Annotated in this window: 19 protein-coding genes and 1 riboswitch; of the genes, 7 read left to right on the forward strand and 12 right to left on the reverse strand. The window is 68.8% G+C overall.

The genetic code is table 11. From position 1 onward, the window contains the following. Positions 1 to 73 precede the first annotated feature (73 nt). Positions 74 to 808, reverse strand: coding sequence for an acyl-CoA thioesterase (locus tag AC0LPE_RS16785; protein ID WP_145693339.1), 735 nt, complete (start codon positions 806 to 808; stop codon positions 74 to 76). A 115-nt stretch (positions 809 to 923) separates the two neighbouring features. Between AC0LPE_RS16785 and AC0LPE_RS16790 the strand changes: the two genes are divergently transcribed. Next, complete coding sequence (locus AC0LPE_RS16790) at positions 924 to 1448, forward strand: winged helix-turn-helix transcriptional regulator (protein ID WP_088897655.1); 525 nt, start codon at positions 924 to 926, stop codon at positions 1446 to 1448. Between the two features lie 18 nt (positions 1449 to 1466). Here the strand turns inward: AC0LPE_RS16790 and AC0LPE_RS16795 are convergent, their stop codons facing one another. The 4 genes from AC0LPE_RS16795 to AC0LPE_RS16810 form a co-directional block, all read right to left on the reverse strand. Next, positions 1467 to 1697: a LapA family protein gene (locus AC0LPE_RS16795; RefSeq protein ID WP_490604854.1), complete on the reverse strand. Its 231-nt coding sequence runs from the start codon at positions 1695 to 1697 to the stop codon at positions 1467 to 1469. A 68-nt stretch (positions 1698 to 1765) separates the two neighbouring features. Continuing rightward, positions 1766 to 2794 (reverse strand): YhjD/YihY/BrkB family envelope integrity protein, encoded by a 1029-nt coding sequence (locus tag AC0LPE_RS16800; RefSeq protein ID WP_145693340.1) that lies wholly within the window; start codon positions 2792 to 2794, stop codon positions 1766 to 1768. A 16-nt stretch (positions 2795 to 2810) separates the two neighbouring features. Then, complete coding sequence (trpS, locus tag AC0LPE_RS16805) at positions 2811 to 3851, reverse strand: tryptophan--tRNA ligase (RefSeq protein ID WP_026061260.1); 1041 nt, start codon at positions 3849 to 3851, stop codon at positions 2811 to 2813. A 75-nt stretch (positions 3852 to 3926) separates the two neighbouring features. Then, a complete protein-coding gene (locus tag AC0LPE_RS16810; protein ID WP_490604855.1) occupies positions 3927 to 4730 on the reverse strand; it encodes an exodeoxyribonuclease III in 804 nt (267 codons plus the stop codon). Between the two features lie 217 nt (positions 4731 to 4947). Here AC0LPE_RS16810 and AC0LPE_RS16815 point away from each other — a divergent pair, with 217 nt between their 5' ends. From AC0LPE_RS16815 to AC0LPE_RS16830, 4 genes are all read left to right on the forward strand, one after another. Next, positions 4948 to 5724: an IclR family transcriptional regulator gene (locus tag AC0LPE_RS16815; RefSeq protein ID WP_490604856.1), complete on the forward strand. Its 777-nt coding sequence runs from the start codon at positions 4948 to 4950 to the stop codon at positions 5722 to 5724. Beyond that, a complete protein-coding gene (locus tag AC0LPE_RS16820) occupies positions 5721 to 6923 on the forward strand; it encodes a CaiB/BaiF CoA transferase family protein (protein ID WP_088897651.1) in 1203 nt (400 codons plus the stop codon). Before AC0LPE_RS16815 ends, AC0LPE_RS16820 begins: the two co-directional genes overlap by 4 nt. Then, positions 6920 to 8794, forward strand: coding sequence for an aconitate hydratase (locus tag AC0LPE_RS16825; RefSeq protein ID WP_490604857.1), 1875 nt, complete (start codon positions 6920 to 6922; stop codon positions 8792 to 8794). The genes AC0LPE_RS16820 and AC0LPE_RS16825 overlap by 4 nt, the downstream gene beginning before the upstream one ends. 137 nt (positions 8795 to 8931) lie before the next feature. After that, a complete protein-coding gene (locus AC0LPE_RS16830) occupies positions 8932 to 9549 on the forward strand; it encodes a hypothetical protein (RefSeq protein WP_490604858.1) in 618 nt (205 codons plus the stop codon). 46 nt (positions 9550 to 9595) lie between these two features. Here AC0LPE_RS16830 and AC0LPE_RS16835 read toward each other — a convergent pair whose 3' ends face one another. Together AC0LPE_RS16835 and AC0LPE_RS16840 are read right to left on the reverse strand one after the other, a co-directional pair. Beyond that, entirely contained in the window at positions 9596 to 10810 is a 1215-nt protein-coding gene (locus AC0LPE_RS16835) for a hypothetical protein (RefSeq protein ID WP_490604859.1), read from the reverse strand. Between the two features lie 144 nt (positions 10811 to 10954). Further along, the gene (locus AC0LPE_RS16840) at positions 10955 to 12172 is read right to left on the reverse strand and encodes an NADP-dependent isocitrate dehydrogenase (protein ID WP_088897648.1); all 1218 of its coding nucleotides are present in this window, start codon (positions 12170 to 12172) and stop codon (positions 10955 to 10957) included. Positions 12173 to 12441: 269 nt separating this feature from the next. After that, positions 12442 to 12553: riboswitch (SAM riboswitch) on the forward strand. 134 nt (positions 12554 to 12687) lie between these two features. On the opposite strand from AC0LPE_RS16840, the gene metX reads away from it, so the two are divergent. Beyond that, on the forward strand, positions 12688 to 13815 hold the full coding sequence (metX, locus tag AC0LPE_RS16845) for a homoserine O-acetyltransferase MetX (RefSeq protein WP_088897647.1): 1128 nt from the start codon (positions 12688 to 12690) through the stop codon (positions 13813 to 13815). On the opposite strand, the gene AC0LPE_RS16850 is transcribed toward metX, so the two are convergent. From AC0LPE_RS16850 to AC0LPE_RS16860, 3 genes are read right to left on the reverse strand one after another with little or no spacing between them, the layout of a single operon-like run. Further along, on the reverse strand, positions 13812 to 14096 hold the full coding sequence (locus tag AC0LPE_RS16850; protein WP_016692847.1) for a DUF3017 domain-containing protein: 285 nt from the start codon (positions 14094 to 14096) through the stop codon (positions 13812 to 13814). The genes metX and AC0LPE_RS16850 overlap by 4 nt on opposite strands. Before the next feature lie 26 nt (positions 14097 to 14122). Continuing rightward, positions 14123 to 14977, reverse strand: a complete 855-nt coding sequence (locus AC0LPE_RS16855; protein WP_186455312.1) for a bifunctional methylenetetrahydrofolate dehydrogenase/methenyltetrahydrofolate cyclohydrolase — start codon at positions 14975 to 14977, stop codon at positions 14123 to 14125. A 5-nt stretch (positions 14978 to 14982) separates the two neighbouring features. Further along, positions 14983 to 16458 carry a wax ester/triacylglycerol synthase domain-containing protein gene (locus AC0LPE_RS16860; RefSeq protein WP_202399492.1) on the reverse strand — a complete coding sequence of 492 codons (1476 nt, stop codon included), beginning with the start codon at positions 16456 to 16458 and terminating at the stop codon, positions 14983 to 14985. Between the two features lie 119 nt (positions 16459 to 16577). Here AC0LPE_RS16860 and AC0LPE_RS16865 point away from each other — a divergent pair, with 119 nt between their 5' ends. After that, entirely contained in the window at positions 16578 to 17792 is a 1215-nt protein-coding gene (locus AC0LPE_RS16865) for a glycosyltransferase (protein ID WP_490604860.1), read from the forward strand. Between the two features lie 10 nt (positions 17793 to 17802). Here the strand turns inward: AC0LPE_RS16865 and AC0LPE_RS16870 are convergent, their stop codons facing one another. Both AC0LPE_RS16870 and AC0LPE_RS16875 read right to left on the reverse strand, forming a co-directional pair. Next, a complete protein-coding gene (locus AC0LPE_RS16870; RefSeq protein ID WP_490604861.1) occupies positions 17803 to 18417 on the reverse strand; it encodes a maleylpyruvate isomerase N-terminal domain-containing protein in 615 nt (204 codons plus the stop codon). A 56-nt stretch (positions 18418 to 18473) separates the two neighbouring features. Continuing rightward, entirely contained in the window at positions 18474 to 19202 is a 729-nt protein-coding gene (locus AC0LPE_RS16875) for a GNAT family N-acetyltransferase (RefSeq protein WP_088897644.1), read from the reverse strand. Position 19203 lies beyond the last annotated feature (1 nt).

Genomic DNA, 19203 nt, shown 5'->3' on the forward strand with positions numbered 1-19203 from the left:
CAGCAGGTCCGTCCCTTCGGGGACGGGCCTGCTGTCGTCTGTGCCCACTCCCCTGTGCCCCACTCGGCTGTATTCACTCGAGGATCCGGCGGAGCTGGCGCGCCTGGGCGGCGAGTTCGCCGTCGGCCGTGAACAATTCGGTCTCGTCGACGCAGAGGTCCGCGGTCCACCAGACCGTCCGGTGCCGCAACCGGTACCAGGGCCCGGCGGTGGAGTGCGCAGCCGGGGTGAAGTGCACCGACAGTTCGACGGTGGGGATCGGCACGGACGTGGTGCGGATGGCGAACAGTCCCGGCGGCAGCGCGTCGAGCAGGACCGCTGTGCGTTCGGCTCCCGTGAACTCCGGATCGGACCGGAGCCTGATCCACACGTCGTAACCGGGGTCCTCTCCCCCGGCCATCGGGCGGGCCGCGTCGACGGGCCGGATCTCGATGTGCCGGGAGAACGGCACGAATTCGACGGGGATGTCGAGCACCGCGAAGCTCTCCGGATCGGCCCCGATATCGATCGTCGGGCTGTGGGAGGTCTCCGCCGAAGTGCGCGACAGACGTACCAGGGCGGTCGCCGCATCACCGATCAGCACACGCACCCCCGGAGAGCGACCGTCGCGGCCGGGTTCCACGGCGGGTTCGATCGGTCCCGGTCGGACGGGGGCGTAGAAGTGCGCGGCGGCCGCCATGGGGACGGCACCGGTGTCGACTGCCGCGGCACGCAGCATCGCGGCGAGCACCAGGCCGCCGTGGATGCCGTCGAAGGCGCGCCAGGTCTCGTCGAAGCGGACGGGGAACGGGGCGAGGGTCGTTGTCATGAGCGCAACTCCTGGGACGGAGGAGGAGCCCGACGACGAGCTGACTCCTGTCTTCCATAGTCAGGAGTGTGCATCCTGACTATGGATTACACAAGTCAGTAGTAGAGTGGATCCCATGGAGGCTGCACGGCTGGACGGATTCCTCTCGGACCGGGACGCGTGGCGACCCACCCAGTGCTCCATCGGCAAGGCCATGGACGTGGTCGGAACCCGCTCGGCGATCCTGCTGCTGCGGGAGGCCTATTACGGCACCACCCGGTTCGACCACTTCGCGCAGCGCGTCGGGATCACCGAGGCGGTGGCGGCGACACGTCTGCGCGAACTGACCGCCGAGGGATTGCTGGAGCGGCGGCCCTACAAGGAACCCGGGCAGCGCACCCGGTACGAATACGTGCTCACCGACAAGGGACGCGATCTGCTGCCGGCCGTCGTCGCGCTGATGCAGTGGGGGGACATGTATCTGCAGGGCGAACGAGGCGCCCCGCTCGCCCTGGCCGACGACCGGACCGGCGAACCCGTGCGGGTCGAACTGCGCACCGAATCGGGACGGCGGGTCGCGCTCGACGAACTGCGTATCGTCCCGAACTTCACCGAGGAACAGGCCCGCCGGTCGATGGAACAGGACTCCGCGCGCGGGTGAGCCGGAAGCGGGATCGGATCAGCGTCCGCGTTCGAACAGAAAGCCCGCGACCCACCCGACCGCGAAGACGACGACGAGCACCAGCCACAGCGGTGCCTGCAGCGAGATCCAGAAGAGGTCGATGCTCGTACTGTTGCGGTTCTGGAGGACGAACAGCGCGGCGAGCAGGACCAGGACGGCCGCGAGCACTCTGCGCGGAGTCACCCGGAACGAGCGTCGGGGCGCGACGGATCGCGTCTGTTTTGCCACGCCTCCATCGTCGCCCGTCCGCGGCACGATCGGCACCCCCGAACCGGGTTTTCACCCCGGGAGTTCGTTCATTTCCTCCGGAATCGCAGTCCGGCAAGGAGTCCACCGACCACACCCGCACCGAGGAGCGCAGCACCGCGGCGCGCATCGAGACCCTCGTGCACCTCGAGGCGGGGCGTGATGACCGCCCCCGAGGGCGCGGGATGGTGTGCGAGAGCGAGGCTCGCTCGGGACGTCGCCGCGAACGCGGTGCAGAAGAGCACCAGGCGGGCCGTGAGGTTACCGAAGACGAGGATGCCGAGGATCGGTCCGAACGCGACGCCGGCCGGTCCGTTGAGCACACGTTCGAGGTAGATCGAACCCGTCTGCTTGAGCAGTTCGAAACCGATCCCGGCGATCAGACCCGCGACGAGAGCGCTGCGGAACGGAACGGGTTCGCGGGGCAGGCGAGCGATCACCCAGGTGAACACCAGAGCGGTGGCGGCGGTGGCCGTCACCAGCGCCAGAACGCGCAGACCCACGCCGATACCGACGAGGTTCTCCATGTTGAGCAACTCGACGATCCTGCGCGCGATCGGCCCGCTGCTCAGCGCCGAGAGCCCCAACGACACGGTCATCGCGAGGCCGAGACTGAGGAGTGCGCCGCCGTCGCGCAGCTTCACCACGAAGAAGTTGCCCTTGTCGCGCGGGTGCTCCCACATGGCGGTGAGGGCTTCTCGGAGATTCGTGATCCAGCCCAGACCGGCATACGAGGCGGTGAGCAGACCGATGAGGCCGACCGCGCCGCGGGATTCGATCGCCGAGTCGATCAGGCTCTGCACGGTGCCGCCGAGCTGACCGGGAATGTTCTCGGAGATGATCTGGCGGATCTGGTCGAGCAGTTCGGGTCGCCCGGCGAGCACGAAACCGGCCAGGGAGAACACGACCATGATGATCGGGACGATCGCCAGCACCGTGAAGTAGGTCAGACCGGCCGCGTAGTAGTCGCCCTTGTTCTCCTGGTACCGCACCCCGGCCCGGAGGATGCGGTCGAGCACCGGATGGGCCGCGCGTTGACGCTCGAGAAAGCCCGGCTTCTCGTCGGGTTCGCCGGCCATCCGGGTGCTCCTTCGTCTAGGTCCGCGGCAGGAAACCCACCTTGTCATAGACCTGCGCCAAGGTGCGGGATGCGACCTCACGAGCGCGGTCCGCGCCGCCCGCGAGAATGCGGTTCAGTTCGGCCGGGTCGGCCAGGTACTCGTCGACCTTGGTGCGGATCGGCGTGACGAACTCGGTGAGGACCTCTGCGGTGTCGGCCTTCAGATCGCCGTAGCCCTTGCCCTCATAGCCGGCGACGAGTTCGTCGATGCTGCGACCCGACAGCGCCGACTGGATGGTGAGCAGGTTCGACACTCCGGGCTTGTTCTCGCGGTCGAAACGGATCTCACGCTCGTTGTCGGTCACCGCGGAGCGGATCTTCTTCGCCGAGACCTTCGGATCGTCGAGCAGGTTGATCAGGCCCGCGTCGGTCGCCGCGGACTTGCTCATCTTCGACGTCGGATCCTGCAGGTCGTAGATCTTCGCGGTCTCCTTCACGATCGTCGGCTCGGGGACGACGAAGGTCTTGCCGAAGCGGGAGTTGAAGCGCTGCGCGAGATCTCGCGTCAGCTCGAGGTGCTGACGCTGGTCCTCCCCCACCGGCACGTGGCTCGCGCGGTAGAGCAGGATGTCGGCGGCCATGAGGATCGGATAGGTGAACAGGCCGACGCCGGCGTGCTCGGTGCCCTGCTTGGCCGACTTGTCCTTGAACTGCGTCATCCGGCTGGCCTCACCGAAACCGGTGATGCAGCTCAGGACCCAGGCGAGCTCGGCGTGCTCGGGCACCTGGCTCTGCACGAACAGCACGGACTTCTCCGGATCGATACCGATCGCGAGCAGCTGCGCCACGGAGACGAGCACGCGCTTGCGCAGCAGCTTCGGCTCGTGCGGAACGGTGATCGCGTGCAGGTCGGGGATGAAGTAGAAGGCGTCGTTCTCGTCCTGCGCCGGAACCCACTGCGCCAGCGCCCCGAGAAAGTTCCCGAGGTGGAACGAATCCGAGGTGGGCTGGATGCCGGACAGCACACGGGGGCGGGCCTTCGGCTTCGTGGCGTTCTGTTCTGCAGTGCTCGACATGCCGTCGATGATTTCACGCAGGCCACGCCGCGCTGCGACCGAGGTGGGCACTTCTGCGGCGATCCGCAGAAGTGGTCAGCGATCGAAGGCCACCGTCACCGGTGCATGGTCGGACCAGCGCTGGTCGTAGCTCGCGGCGCGTTCGACGCGGGCCTCGGTCGCGCGGGCCGCCAGGCCCGGAGTCACGAGGTGGTAGTCGATGCGCCAACCTGCGTCGGTGTCGAATGCCTTGCCGCGGTACGACCACCACGAATAGGGACCGGCGACGTCTCCGTGGAGGTCGCGCACCACATCGCGCCAGCCCGCGTCGAGCAGGTCGCCGACCCAGGCGCGCTCCTCGGGCAGGAAGCCGGACTTCTTGACGTTGCCCTTCCAGTTCTTGATGTCCCGCTCGGTGGGGGCGATGTTCCAGTCGCCGCACACCACCATGTCGCGCCCTGCGGCCGTCACTACGGCGTACCGCTCGGCGAGATAGGTCGCGAAGCTCTTCATGAAGTGTTCCTTCTCGTCCTGCTTCGGCGTCTGCGCCTCACCGGTCGGCAAGTAGAGGCTTCCCACCGTCACGTCGCCGAAGTCGGCCTCGATGTAGCGGCCGGCCGACGCGAACTCGTCGACGTCGAATCCGACGCGAACGGCGTCCGCCGGTACGCCCGAGAGGATCGCCACCCCGGCACGGCCCTTGGCCGAGGACTCCGCGCCGACGCAGTGCCATCCGGCCTCGAGCGCCGGAACGATGGCGGCGTGGAACTGCTTCTCGGTGGCGCGCACCTCCTGCAGGCACACGATGTCGGCGGCCGACGAGGCGAGCCAGTCGACGAGACCCTTGGCTGCGGCTGCGCGCACGCCGTTGACGTTCACGGTGGTGATCACGAGAGGCACCGGGTCACCGTAGCCGACACCGGCGACGCGACTGTTTCACCTCAGGAGGAGCCTGCCGTGAGCATGGTGCACCCCACGGTCGGATGTTCCGTAGGACGGAACGGGTGCACCACTTTCTCTCATCCACCGGAACGCGCAAGAGTTCTTCCAGGGAAAACGCTTCAGTGATCCATTATGCGGATTGTCGAAACCGTTCTACGAACCTAGAGTGACTCGCATGACACAGGCATCGACGGTCACCGGAGCCGACGGCGGCGTGCGGAGCGTTGCCCGCGCGTTCGATCTGCTCAACGCATTCGACGCCGAGCACCCGATCCGGACGCTGCGCGAACTCGTCGAGATCACCGGACTCCCCAAGTCGACGGTGGTGCGCCTCCTGGGCACCCTCACCACGCAGGGGATCGTCGCCACCCGCGGTGACTCGACGACCTACAGCGTCGGCCCCGCCTTCCTCCGCTGGATCGGTCTGGCCGACGCGATGTGGGAAATCGGTGCCGAGGCACGGCGATCGATGACGCAACTGCGCGATCGATGCGGAGAGACCGTCAACATCTACATCCGCCAGGACCTGCACCGCCTCTCCGTCGCTCAGGTCGAGGGCACGACGACGGTCCGCAGTGTCGTCCAGGTGGGCGCGCAGTACCCGCTCGTCGTCGGCGCCGCCGGCCGGATCCTGCTCGGTGGCTGCCCGGACGACGTCCTCCAGGCTCTCGCCGAGCAAGAGGGCACGACGAGCACGGTGGACCTGAGGACCGAGGCCGCCGGAGCGTGGGAGGCGGGTTACGCCATCACCCACGGCGATCGGGAGCTGGGCGCTTCCGCGGTCGCCGCGCCGATCCTGTCCGCCGACGGGCGTGTCATCGCAGCCCTGTCGATCAGTGGCCCCACGTCGCGCTTCACCGCCGACCGGGTCGCCGCCTATGTCGATGCCGTAACCGACACCGCCCGGCAGATCAGTGCTGCCGGGCTCGGAACCGTGGAGGCCTTCCTGTGACAACAAACCTTCTCGAGGGCGTGCGCGTCCTCGACATGACCAACGTTCTGGCCGGCCCCTTCGCGGGTTACCAACTGGCCCTGCTCGGCGCGGATGTCGTCAAGGTCGAGACCGCCGGCAGCGGCGACCTGGCCCGCCAGCTCGGCGCCGATCCCGACCTCAGCGCCGAGTACATGGGGGTGTCCTTCCTCGCCCAGAACGCCGGCAAGCGCTCGGTCACGGTCAACCTCAAGACCGAGGGCGGCAAGAAGGTCTTCGAGCAGTTGCTCGCGGACGCCGACGTGCTGCTCGAGAACTTCCGCCCGGGCGTACTCGCCCGCCTCGGCTTCGACTGGGAACATCTGCACGAACTCAATCCCCGCCTGATCTACTGCGCGGTCTCGGGATTCGGCGCCACCGGACCGATGAGCAGCCGACCCGCCTACGACCAGGTGGTCCAGGGACTGTCCGGCATCATGAGCGTCACCGGCGACACCGAATCCGCACCGCTGCGCGTCGGATATCCCGTCTGCGACAGCTTCGGCGGTATGGCCGCGGCCATGACCGTGTGCGCCGCCATCGTCCGCCAGCGACAGACCGGGCAGGGCGCGTATCTGGACACGTCGATGCTCGACGCGGCCATCACGTCGATGGGCTGGGTGGTCTCCAACCATCTGGTGACCGGCAAGGAGCCGGTACCGATGGGCAACGAGAACATGACCTCGGCGCCGTCGGGTGCGTTCCGGACGGCCGACGGCGTCCTCAACATCGCGGCGAACAAGCAGGAACAGTACGAGATCCTGTGCAAGGTGCTCGGCCGCGAGGAGCTCGTCACCGACCCCCGTTTCGTCACCCGCGAGGACCGCAAGCGCAACCGCGAGATCCTGCGCGACGAACTCGAGATCTCCCTCAAGGAGAAGACGGCGGCCGAGTGGGACGAGATCCTGCTCGACACCGGTGTTCCCGCTGCGCCCGTCGCTCCGGTGTCGGAAGCGCTGCGCTCGGATCAGATCCGCCACCGCGGGCTGATCTCCGAACTGGACGTTGCGGCCGGATCCGGCACGGTCCAGGTCCTCGGTCTGCCCACGCACGTCGACGGCGAGTCGGTCCGTCCCGATACTCCGCCGCCGACGCTCGGAGAGCACACCGACGAGATCCTCCGTGAGATCGGTTTCAGCGACGAGCAGATCACCCGCTTCAGGGAAGAAGGCGCGGTATGACGACCGATCCCTTCCGGTCGCTGACGACCCTGGCCGTCGAGGATGGAACCGGCACTCCCCTGCACTACTTCAGCCTGGCCGAGGCCGAAGCGCACGGCGCCGGACCGATCTCCGACCTGCCATGGTCGCTGAAGACGCTCGCCGAAGGAATCCTGCGTCACCAGGGTCATCCGCAGGCGCTGCCCGAGCACGTCCACGCCGTCACCCGCCGCGACGAGACGGCCGCGATCCCGTTCTTCCCGGGTCGCGTGTTGTTCCAGGACGCCTCCGGGATCCCGGTGCTGGCCGACATGATCACCCTGCTCGAACGTGCCCGAGCCGAGGGTCTGGACACGTCCGCACTGGAACCGGCACTGCCCCTCGACCTGGTCGTGGATCACGCGCTCGAGGTGGACGAGTACGCGAATCCCGAAGCGGCACTTCGCAACATCGATCTGGAGTACGAGCGTCACCGTGATCGGTACCGATTCCTGCGCTGGGCGCAGGACCGGCTTCCCGGTCTTCGGGTCGTCCCTCCGGGGCTCGGAATCTGCCACCAACTGAACCTCGAGGTCCTCGCGCCGGTGGTGACCACGACCGAATCCGAGGGCCGTCACGTCGCAGCGCTGGACAGCCTGGTCGGCACCGACTCGCACACCACGATGATCAACGCTCTCGGCGTCACCGGCTGGGGCGTCGGCGGCATCGAGGCCACCGCCGCGGCTCTCGGGCAGGCCGTCATGATCCGCGTGCCCCGCGTCGTCGGCATCGAACTCACCGGGCGTCTCGCCCCCGGGGTGTTCGCCTCCGATCTCGCCCTCACCCTCGCCGAGAAGCTGCGCGCACTGAACGTCGTCGGCGCCGTCGTCGAGTTCCACGGTCCGGGCCTGGAGGCACTGTCGGTGCCCGACCGCGCGACCGTCGCCAACATGGCACCCGAACACGGAGCGACGATGGCGTGGTTCCCCGCCGATCGCCGGACGATCGAGTACCTGGCCGCGACGGGCCGCTCCACCGAGCGTGTCCGTCTCGCCGAGCAGTACCTGCGGGCCCAGGGACTGTTCCGCACCCCGAGCAGCCCGGCACCCCGGTTCGACAGCGGCCTGTCGATCGACCTCGGGAGCATCACCACCACCCTCGCCGGTCCGTCCCGACCGCACGACGCCTTGTCGCCTTCCGAGGTCCCGACCTCCCGCGGCGACGGCGGACCGCTCGATGGCGACATTGCGATCGCCGCGATCACCAGCTGCACCAACACGTCCAATCCCCGATCGCTGGTCGCGGCGGGTCTGCTCGCGCGCAACGCCGTCGCGGCCGGGCTGCGTCCACCGGTCTGGACGAAGACGTCGTTCACGCCCGGCTCGCGGGCTGCCGCCGACCTGTTGGCCTCGGCGGGTCTGCAGGACCACCTCGACCGGCTCGGCTTCCAGGTCGCGGGCTTCGGATGCGGCACGTGCATGGGCAATTCCGGGCCGCTCAGCCCGGCCCTGTCCGAGTCGGACCGGGCGAAGGACACCGCGCTCGCGGCGGTGCTGTCGGGTAACCGCAACTTCACCGGACGCATCCACCCGGCCGTCGCGCACGCCTACCTCGCCTCCCCCGCGATGGTCGTGGCCTACGCCCTCGCGGGCAACGTCCGCATCGACGTGACGAGCGAGCCGATCGGGCGGGCCGAGGACGGCACCGACGTCACCCTCGCCGACCTGTGGCCCTCCGACGAGGAGATCGACGCACTGCTGGCCGAGCACGAGGCCACCGCACTCGGGCGCGACGCGCACCGGGAACTGACCACCGCGCGCTGGCAGGAACTCGAGTACCCCCGCGGCGAGCACTACCGCTGGGACGGGGAGGCCGGCAGCATCCGCCGCCCACCCTTCACCGACCGGAGCTGACGTCGCCCACCCTCACCGGGGATCTGACCGCCCGGCCCCTGCTGGTCCTCGGCGATGCGGTCACCACCGACCACATCTCGCCGGTCGCCCGGGTCCTGCCCGACTCCGCGGCGGGGCGTTGGCTCCGCGAGCGCGGTGTGAGCGACCGGGCGTTGGGCACCTTCAGCTCCCGACGGCTCAACCACGACGTCATGATCCGGGGTGGCTTCGCCAACACCCGCCTCGCGAACCTGCTCGTGCCCGAGAAGCAGGGCGGCTGGACGCGCACCGCACCCGGCGAGGAGCCGGTGCCCGTCCACGAGGCCGCCGAGTACCACCGCCGGCAGGGCACTCCGGTCGTGGTGGTCGCCGGTGAACTCTACGGCGCCGGATCGGCGCGGGACTGGGCCGCGAAGGTCACTCGGCTGCTCGGCATCCGCGCGGTACTCGCCCGCAGCTTCGAACGCATCCACCGCACCAATCTGGTCGCAATGGGTGTCCTGCCGATCCAGTGGCAGGGACCTGCCCCGGAAAACTTCGACGGCAGTGAGGAGATCGACCTGCTCGGACTGGCCGATCTCGGATCGACCACCGAGATCACCGTCCGGGTCCGCCGTGCGGACGAGATCGTGTGGGAGGGCACGGCGCTCTGCCGGATCGACACTCCCCTCGAGTGGGAATGGCTGCGCGCCGGGGGTCTGTTCGGCCACCTGCTGACCGAGCAGACGGAGCGGCAGCGGGCAACGGAGCCCGAACCGGTGGGCGCGCACCGGTAGACGAGTGGATCGATGGGGACGTCCTCCGAGGAGGACGTCCCCATCGTCATGTCGGGTCCGCCGGAGCGACGCGGGCGACGGTGCGGGCCCGCACGATCAGATGACGGAGCGGCGGGACGGAACCCTCCGCTCGACCGTTCCTCCGGTCACCGTCGAGCTCGGCCCGCCGCACCCGGTACCGCTCGCGCAGCACCGCGGCGCGCAGGGCGGCGGTGACACCAGGGAAGCGACCGCGACGGCCCACTCCGACGGTGCCGAGGAGCAGGACGGCAGCCGGCAGCACTATCCAGGCGTACAGGACGGCGGCGGAGGCGATCGCCTCGGCGACGGCGTCCTCGTCGAGTGCCGCCCACACGATTCCCGCACCGACCACGACGTAGAGGGTGCCAGCCAGGGCCGCGGACAGGACGGCGCCGACGTATCGGCGGAGCAACCAGCAGCGGACCGTCCACAGCACGAGGACGACGGCCGTGAACATCGTGATCGCGGACGTGACCACCACGAAAGCGACGTCCGAGGAGTCCAGGAGGAGTCCGGAACCCGACTCGTCGTCGAACACCACGATCATGAGGAGCCCCGTCACCACCGTGACGACAGCCAGGATCGCGAGTTCGACGGCGAGCGCCGCGAAGGGGTGGCCGGCGACCCGCGGGTCGCCCGGTCGCAGCCTCGCTGCCGTGGCGAGCAATTCACGCCGGCGCAGCAGCGACGCCTCCCGGCGCAGACGACGGCGGGCACCGACGCCACGCTGGGTCGCGAGAAACAGGTCCTGGCTGAGCACGACGATCACGAAGACTGCCGGGAACAGCAGCAGCGCCGCCAGATCCACGGAGTGCGGGAGGCCGTCGAGCAGCGCAGCGACGAAGGTCATCGTCGCCCCGACGCCGAACACCGACCCGCACAGTTCGAGGTGTTCGAGGCGCAGCGCTTCGGTCGACCGGGACGAACCCTCCGCAGTGATGGCCGGTCCGAGCGACCACGCGATGAGATTGAGCGCGATGACGAGGGCGGCGAGCACCCCGAGGACGGCGGCGGCCTCACCCATCGTGAGGGTGGTGAGCACGCCGCTGCGCACCGGCGTGGACCGGTCGTAGGCCAGTTCGTCGGTGCGGCGGGCGACCGCGTGGATCAGATTCGGTGCGAGCGCGACGGGCAGGTAGGCGAGCGCCGAGCCGAACATCAGCATCCACACCCGGGTCCAGAACCGCCGGCGGGCGTGCGCTCCGCCGCGGGCTTCGGAGTCGGTGGCAGTGGTGGTCACGGCCGTCCTCCTCCCGGGCCTGACGGTGATGCGACTGACAGTGGTACACGAAACGGTAGCCGGTGCCGGGAGTGCTCGGGAACACGACACGGGACGCCCGATTCGGGCGTCCCGTGTACGTGCTGTCGAGAACGGAGCGGAAGGTCAGGCGCGAGCCTTCTGCAGGTTCTCGTCGAGTGCGGCGAGGAACTCCTCGGTGGTCAGCCAGCCCTGCTCGGGGCCGACGAGCAGGGCGAGGTCCTTGGTCATCTGACCGGCTTCGACGGTCTTGATGACGACATCCTCGAGCTGCTGCGCGAACTCGATGACCTCGGGGGTGTTGTCCAGCTTGCCGCGGTGCTCGAGGCCACGGGTCCAGGCGAAGATCGACGCGATCGGGTTGGTCGACGTCGGCTTGCCCTGCTGGTGCTGACGGTAGTGCCGGGTGACGGTGCCGTGTGCGGCCTCCGCCTCGACGGTCTTGCCGTCCGGGGTCATCAGGACGGAGGTCATCAGACCCAGCGAGCCGTAGCCCTGCGCGACGGTGTCGGACTGGACGTCGCCGTCGTAGTTCTTGCAGGCCCAGACGTAGCCGCCCTCCCACTTGAGGGACGATGCGACCATGTCGTCGATGAGGCGGTGCTCGTAGGTGAGACCGGCGGCGTCGAACTCCGCCTTGAACTCTTCCTCGTAGATCCGCTGGAACTCGTCCTTGAACATGCCGTCGTAGGCCTTCAGGATCGTGTTCTTGGTCGACAGGTAGACCGGGTAGTTGCGCTGCAGGCCGTACGAGAGCGAGGCGCGCGCGAAGTCCTGGATGGACTTCTTGTAGTTGTACATACCCATCACGACGCCGCCGTCCTCGGGGATCCGGCAGACCTCGTGCTGGATCGGCTCGCTGCCGTCCTCGGGCGTGAAGGTGATGGTGACGGTGCCCGGGCGGTCGACCTTGAAGTCGGTGGCGCGGTACTGGTCGCCGAACGCGTGGCGGCCGACGATGACGGGCTTGGTCCAGCCCGGCACCAGGCGCGGCACGTTCGAGATGATGATGGGCGCGCGGAAGATGGTGCCGCCGAGGATGTTACGGATGGTGCCGTTGGGCGACCGCCACATCTTCTTCAGGCCGAACTCCTCGACACGCGCTTCGTCGGGGGTGATGGTGGCGCACTTGACGCCGACGTTGTGCTTCTTGATGGCGTTCGCCGCGTCGACCGTCACCTGGTCGTCGGTGGCGTCGCGGTTCTCCACGCCGAGGTCGTAGTACTCGAGATCCACGTCCAGGTACGGGTGGATCAGCTTGTCCTTGATGAACTGCCAGATGATGCGGGTCATCTCGTCGCCGTCGAGCTCGACGACCTTACCTTCAACCTTGATCTTGGACATATGCGCTTCGTGTCCTCCTAGGACGTTTCTGTAGGTCCCCAATCGACCGCACTTTGTGGGTGCGGTCGCCGTCGGCTCGCGAGCAGCGAGCATGGCCGTGTCCACGTCCTGGACCGCGGCCAAACATGACAAGCGTACTGCTATTGCCGACGACCGCAAAGCACCTCGTCCCAGCCCCACGCCCTACCGACCGGTAACTTTCCTGCTGGTCAGGGATGTTCAGAGGGTGCATAAGACCCTGCGACGGAGAGTCGCTAGACTGCCGGGAAAGTCATGAGTGCCAGCGTCAAGCCCCGGCTTGCTGGCCGGCAACCCTCCGACCGGGGTGGGGTGCTCCGGGTGATGACACGGTCGGTGGAACCCCACCGACAAGCCTGTTGTCGGGAGGACTGAGATGATGATGTGCTGTCGCACCCAAGCCACGATCACACCTCCCATCACCGCCGGAAGGACACGATGACCGACATCCGCAGCCGGCGCTGCCAGCCCACCGCGAGCCTCGAGGCGGTCACCTCTTGACGGCGGGCACCGAGCGGCGTCGCGTCGAACTGCCCCCGGCGGATGGACGCCTCGACACCATCGACATCGGCGATCTCGCGCTCGAGAGCGGCGAGACGCTGCCGAACGTCACGATCGCCGTGCAGAGGTGGGGCGAACTCTCCCCCGCCCGCGACAACGTGGTGCTCGTCGAACACGCCCTCACCGGCGACTCGCACGTCACCGGCCCCGCCGGACCGGAGCATCCGTCCCCCGGCTGGTGGTCGGGCATGGTCGGCCCCGGTGCTCCGATCGACACCGATCGCTGGTGCGTGGTCTCGACGAACATCCTCGGCGGGTGCCGCGGCTCCACCGGGCCCGGCAGCACCGCGCCCGACGGCAAGGCCTGGGGGTCCCGCTTCCCGCTGATCACCGTGCGCGACCAGGTGGCGGCCGAGGTTGCGCTGCTCGACAAGCTCGGCATCGACGTCCTCGCCGCCGTGACCGGCGGATCGATGGGTGGCATGCGCACTCTCGAGTGGATCATCGCGTACCCGGAGCGGGTGCGGGCGTCGCTCGTCCTCGCCACCGGTGCCCGCGCGACCGCCGACCAGATCGGCACCCAGACCGCGCAGATGGCTGCCATCACGGCCGACCCCGACTGGCAGGGCGGCGACTACTACGGCTCTGGGCGGCGTCCCGAAGCCGGGCTCGCCATCGCCCGGACCATCGCGCACCTCACCTACCGGACCGAACTCGAACTCGACACGCGCTTCGGGAATCTCCCCCAGGACGACGAGGACCCGTGGCGTGGGGGCCGGTACGCCGTGCAGAGCTATCTCGAGCACCAGGCGCGCAAGCTCGTCGCGCGCTTCGATCCCGGTACCTACGTGGTGCTGTCCGACGTGATGAACCGGCACGACGTCGGCCGCGGACGCGGCGGCGTCGAGGCCGCACTCGCGTCCACCCCGGTCCCGACGATCGTCGCCGGCGTCGACTCCGACCGGCTGTACCCGCTGCGCCTGCAGCAGGAGATCGCCGATCTGCTCCCGGGATCGGGCGACCTGCGTGTGCTCGTCTCCCGCGACGGGCACGACGGATTCCTCACGGAGGCAGACGAGGTCGCGAAGCTCCTCGTCGAACTGATGAAGCTCGCCGAGGGCTAGTCGGTTCCCAGCGGGTCGATCGACGCGGCGAGCGCCACCACGATTCCGCCGACGACCATCATCGAGGCGACGTCGAACGCCTTGCCGCGTACCGCGAGGACACCGACCTTGTCCTCGTCGAGAGCCCAGCGGAACAGGCCGGCGAGGATCGTGGCGCCGCCGAAGACGAACGCTCCGCGTCGCCACCGGTCGGCGATCACCAAGATCACCGCTGCCGCGATCACCAGGGTGACCGCGAGCAGCGGCAGGTTCAGACGCGTGAATCGCAGAGCCTGAGCCATCTCGTCTCCCGGAGTCGTCGACCTGCTTATCGGGACGCGAGCTGCTCGGCCCGCTCCACGACGTTGGTCAGCAGGAAGGCGCGGGTCAGCGGTCCGACGCCCCCGGGGTTCGGGGACACGAAGCCCGCGACCTCACGCACGTCCGCGGCGACGTCGCCGCGCAGTCCGTCCTCGGTGCGGGAGACACCCACGTCCAGCACAGCGGCGCCGGGCTTGACCATGTCCGCCGTCACCAGGCCGGGAACACCTGCGGCTGCGACGATGATGTCGGCGCGGCGCACCTCTGCGGCGAGGTCGCGGGTGCCGGTGTGGCAGAGGGTGACCGTCGCGTTCTCCGAACGACGGGTCAGCAGCAGACCGATCGGGCGACCGACGGTGACGCCACGACCGACCACCACCACGTGCGCGCCGGCGATCTCCACGTCGTAGCGGCGCAGCAGGTGGATGATGCCGCGCGGCGTGCAGGGCAGCGGAGCCTCCTTGCCGAGCACGAGCCGGCCGAGGTTGACCGGGTGCAATCCGTCGGCGTCCTTGCCCGGATCCATGCGCTCGAGCGCCGCGTTCTCGTCGAGATGCTTCGGCAGCGGGAGCTGGACGATGTAGCCGGTGCAGGCAGGATCGGCGTTGAGCTCGTCGATCGCCTCGAACAGCTGTTCCTGGGTGATGTCGGCGGGCAGATCCTTGCGGATCGACGTGATGCCGACCTTCGCGCAGTCGTTGTGCTTGCCGCGCACATAGGCCGCGGATCCCGGATCGTCGCCGACGAGGATCGTGCCGAGACCGGGCGTGACGCCCTTGGCCTTCAGCGCATCCACGCGGACCTTCAGGTCCTCGAAGATTTCGTCGCGGGTTGCTTTGCCGTCCAGGATCGTCGCAGTCACGTCGTTCATTCTTCCAGGCGCCCGTCCGGCGTCGAATCGCGGCCGGTACCGGAAACCGTCCGCGCGCCCGGAGGCAGGCACTCCCGGGCCAGTTCCGCGAAGGCCTCGGCGAGATGCCGCTCGTACTGCCCGGGGTCGGGCATGCAGGAGTCCGAGGCCAGAAAAGACAAGGTGAGGGCCTCGCCGAGGGATGTCACGGAGTGGACGAGACCGTAGTTCCGGTTGAGCATCGGAGTACCGATCGCCTCGACGGCGGGACTGTCCCCGAAGCGGAGTCCCTCGACCGGCCCGCGGGGCACATTCGTCACGGTGGTGTTGGCCAGCGGCACCACGTCTCCCGTGGGCCCCACCCGCCCGCGGTGCGCTCGCCGGATCGTCATCGCCAGGTCGAACGCGGGCGATGCATCCACCGCCGCAACGGAGGCAGCCGCCTCCGGACGCCGGATGCGCTGTTTCTCGAGAGCGGCCGACTCGTGGACTCGGCGGAGCCGCTCGCGCGGATCAGCCCGATCGAGGTGCAGGTCGACATACATGAGCGTGACCTTGTTCTCCGACTCCGCTCCCGCTCCGTCCCGGAGGGATCCCGGAACGATCGCCGCCGGCGAGTCGGCGGGAATTTCCTCGTGGGATGCGAGGTAGGCGCGCAGTCCGCCCGAGACGACCGTCAGGATCACGTCGTTCACCGAGGTATCCGTGGCGCGCGCGACGGCACGCACCTCCGGCAACGGCATACGGACGACGCCGAACTGCCAGGGGCCGCCGGCGTCGGTGTCGAAGCGGGTGCGGGGACGCTGCGGCCGGGGCGCGGTGATCTCCCCCGAGGTGGTGAGATCACCCAGTGCTCGTCGAGCGCGACGTGCTGCGACCAGAGCCGGGAGCATCCTCGCGTACCGGAAGGGCAGCGAGACCGCCGCGCGGACCGGTCCCGGCACGGCGACGACGCGTCCTCCCGTCGAAGGGGCGGCAGCCGGATCGTCGAGCAGCGCACGAGCGATCTCGACGGCTCCGAGCCCGTCGGTCACCGAGTGGTGCAGGAGCAACGCGACGATGGTGGCGCCCTCGGGAAGGTCCTCGACACCGCGGATGTCGCTCAGGACGTGCACTTCCCACGGCGGTGCGGACAGATCGAGACGGCGTTCCTTCGTCGACGCGAGCAGCCGATGCAACTCGCTGCGCGAGGTCGGTCCGATCGTCTCGTACCGGACGTGATCGTCCGGATCGACGTCCGTCTCCACCCAGTAGGGGAAGTCGAGGTTCGCCGGCACGCGGTGCAGACGTCGGCCGAGCGCCGGTGCGCGATGCAGACGCTCCCCGATCCAGGTGACGGCATCCTCACGGGTGCGGATGGGGGCTTCGCCTGCCCGGGCGTCGAAGACGTAGAAACTCACCATGGTCGGCGGCGGGGCTTCGGGGTCGGTGTCCCCCACGAAGACGTGGAGCGCGTCCCGCGCGGCCAGTCGAATTCCGCGTCGGCGTGTCATCGCGATGGTTCTCTCCCGGGTCGCCCGCTGCTCGTGCCTCTCGATTGAACCAGTTACCGCTCGAGGTCACATCCGGTCGGCGATTCGCGTACAGGAACGCGGAGCGGTGTAATTCGGCCATGGCGCACCGAGTCGGATCGACGACCGGCAGCACACGAGGCCGGGCCGCGCGTCGCGTCCTGTTCTCGTTCGCAGGCGGCCTCGGCCATCTCGCACCGATGCTCCCGATCGCCGACGTCCTGCGCGGGGCCGGCCACCGTCTCGGCGTGTGCGGGGAGGCGGACGTCCTCGCAGGCGCCGAAGGCTTCGACGCGTACTTCCCCGAGGGGGACACGACATCTCCTTCCGGACGGTCCACGGGCACGCTCGCTCCTCCGGACCTCGACCACGAGTACTCGGTGATCGGCACCCACTTCGCCGGTGCGCTCGCGGCGCGACGATTCGACCTGGTCTGCGATGTCGTCGACCGTTGGCATCCGGATCTGGTGATCTGCGACGAGATGGACTTCGGTGCGATGACGGCGGCCGAACACGCCGCCGTTCCCCGCGTGGTGGTCGACGTGATCGCGTCCGGAGCGCTCACCCGGATCGACCGCATCCGTGAGCCACTGGGACGACTGCGGGCGACCCACGGACTCCCCTCGGATCCCGAGTTCTCCTTCCTGAAACGGGATCTCGTCATCTCACCGTTCCCGCCGTCGTTCCGCGATCCCGACTTCCCCCTGCCCGCCACAGCCGTCTCGATCGGGCCGGGCCCGTCGCTCGCGTCCCACGGACACCCCGCGATCGACTGGCTTCGTAGCGGCGAGAAGCCCCACCGCGTGTACGTCACGCTGGGTACCGTCTTCAACACCGAGTCCGGTGATCTCTTCGGCCGTCTCGTCCGGGGACTCCACCGACTACCTGCGCGCGTGCTCGTCACGGGCGGCCGCGACGTCGACCCGGCCACCCTGCCCTCACCGGGCGGCAACGTCCGCATCGAGCGGTTCGTGCCGCAGTCGGCGGTGCTCCCGCACGTCGATCTCGTCGTCAATCACGGCGGATCGGGCAGCGTCATCGGTGCGCTCACCCACGGCGTTCCGGTCGTCGCGCTTCCGATGGGCGCGGACCAGGAACTCAACGCCCGACGTCTGGTCGCGCTGGGCGCAGGGACCACGGTCGATCCCGTCACCGTAACCTCGGCGGAGATCGGAGGGATCACCCTCGACGCGCTGTCCTCGGGCTCTCTCCGCCGCGGGGCCGAGCAATTGCGCGTCGAGATCGCACGATTGCCTCCCCCGGCATCCGTGCTCGCGCTGCTCGAGGATCGGATGTTCCGGTCCCGGCTGCGCTGAACGTCTCCGCTCACACGACGGAATAACCGTCCGGTGGCGACGTCCGTCCGGTCAGGGCCCGCAGCACGGTCGTACCGTCGCCGAGTGCCAGCGCGATCCTCGTGGCCAGCAGGGTTGCCTCTTCGAGGACGTCGGCCGGAGGCGTGAAGGGGACGTCCGCCGCAGCTGCGATGTCGAGACCGTGGACGGCGAGCTCGAAGGTGCGCGTCGGCAGATAGGAGTGCAACCGGATCCCCTTGTCTCCGATCACCCGGATCAGACGGTCCTCGCCGGCACCGAGCCGTTCGATCACCGCGGTCGACAGGGCATCGATCGTGGCCACCGGGTCGTCGCCGAGGTCGGCACCGGCACGACGTCCGCGTTCGACGATGTCCTCCGCGCCGAGAACCGAGGTGAGTTCCTTGACGTGCACGTAGTACTGCTCCGCGCTCGCGAGGTCCTCGGTGTCGGCGGGACCGTCCAGATAGCTCGTGACGGTCGTCAACGAGCGCGAGGTGTGGCCGATCAGCGCTCGGAGGTCCCACTCACCCAGGCCGGGGCCGTCCCAGCGGTCGATCGGCACGACACGGACCAGCTCCGAGAAGCTGCGTACCGCCGAGACATACGTCGCTACCGGTGATTCCATGACATCTCCCGCGGTCGACCGGATCGAACCCGAGAATGAAAGCACGCGTCTCCCGGCTACACCGTCGGTGTGCGCACGCGGGTGAGCACGGATCGCTTGCGCAGCGTGAATCCCAGGTTCTCGTAGAGCCGGATGGCGGTCGTGTTCGCGGCCGATGCGTGGAGGAACGGGATCTCGCCGCGTGCGCGGATACCGGCACCGACGGCCTTGACCAGGCGCGTGCCGAATCCGCATCCCCGGAACTCGGCGTCCGTGCACACGGCACTGATCTCGGTCCATCCCGGCGGATGCAGACGCTCCCCCGCCATCGCGACGAGACGTCCGTTCACCCTGATGCCCAGATAGGTGCCCATCTCGACGGTTCGCAGCAGATACGGTCCCGGTCGGGTGCGGGCCACGAGTTCGAGGATCTCCGGGACATCCGCGGGGCCGAGGACCACGAGGTCCGGATCGGGTTCGACGACCAGGTCCGTCCCGTCCATCTGGACGAGCCCGAACGAGCCGAGCACCTCCCAGCCGGGTGGTGGTGTGTGCCCGGGTCCGCGCACGGCCACCTCGACCGACGGACCCACGAGCGCGGCCAGGTGCGTCCAGTCCTCGTCGGTCATCACTGCCGGGTGTCCGATGTGCCCCGCGACGTCGGGGTGGTATCCGCCGATCCGGCCCGACCACCGCGCGAAGCGCGCATGCACTCCACGCAGCGACTGCCGGATCGGATCGTCGAGCGGATGGACGTCCTCGTCCACCTCGACGGCGTCGACCGCCGGCGAAGCACCCGCAGTCATG

It is taken from the genome of Rhodococcus sp. S3 (genome assembly GCF_058211795.1).